Source organism: Mesonia phycicola (assembly GCF_900141885.1).
Taxonomy (GTDB): domain Bacteria; phylum Bacteroidota; class Bacteroidia; order Flavobacteriales; family Flavobacteriaceae; genus Mesonia; species Mesonia phycicola.
Window position 1 is genome coordinate 1 of the sequence record NZ_FQYY01000041.1, and the last position, 1046, is coordinate 1046.

At 35.1% G+C, this 1046-nt stretch carries 1 protein-coding gene; it reads right to left on the reverse strand.

Annotation, left to right across the window (positions count from 1 at the left end):
- Positions 1-1046: hypothetical protein (locus BUC03_RS15245; protein ID WP_159432727.1), on the reverse strand; the 1046-nt coding region annotated here is incomplete at both ends.

The following is a 1046-nucleotide window of genomic DNA, read 5'->3' on the forward strand; positions in this document are numbered from 1 at the left end:
AATAAAGAACAAGCCTCATAAGGGGTTCCTGTTTGTGCTATTGGATCTATAGACATATAACCAAAAGCAGAATCACAAAGACCAGGACTATCATCACCAACATAAAAATTATCAAAATAAGCGGTACCAAAGTGAGCAGAAAAAATACAATCTCCTGTAGTAATTTCAAGCCTAGCTGCCTGACCTTGTAATTCTATCGTATTTAATTTTAAACATGACCAATCACTATATACGATTGGTGTACCATGAGTTGAACCATTTGGCTTAACGGCAGAGTTAATTGTATTAAAAATACAATTTTCTGGATCAGCTATCACACAACGACTTTGTACTAAATTTGAATTCTCATCATACAGTTTAATTGTCACAAATGGTTGCTGTTCAATATATGTATGACCTGGATCATCCATTAAAAACATAAAATCAAAAGACAATACTTCTCCTGCGACAAACTCTTTCACCATGGTGGTTCTTGATCTTGACCCATTATTATCATTATTTAATTTAATAGATTTACTAGAACATCCAAAAGGAGATGTAGTAGAAATATTCACCCCGTTTGCTGCTAGCCACTCATTCATTCCTGGAGAAGCATAATTTATAGGGTCATTACTAGTAGAATAATTATATTCATCTATAGTAGCAGTGTACTGAGACATTCCTGGAAGTATATAACTTGAGGTTTTACAAGCTTCAACTTGACTGGCTGTACCATTATCTTGGGTATAGAAAGTATAACCGCTAACATCAAAACTACCATTTTCATTTTGAAAGCTAGGATTTTCTATACAAGCACATTGATTTTCTGTTAGACTTACTGCTAAAGGTTCACTCTCACAACCAGCTATAGTTTGGGTAACATAATAAACATCTCCATTAACTAAAGAAACCGTACTAATATTATTTACAGGAATAGTTGCTGCCGCATCACTATACCATTGTAAGTTTTCTCCACAAACTAAAACGGATGACAAATCATCTGTTGGGTTTGTAAAGCCTGCTGCCGCCCAGGTAGCTGCGGTACAAAAAGTCTGTAATGACTCTGC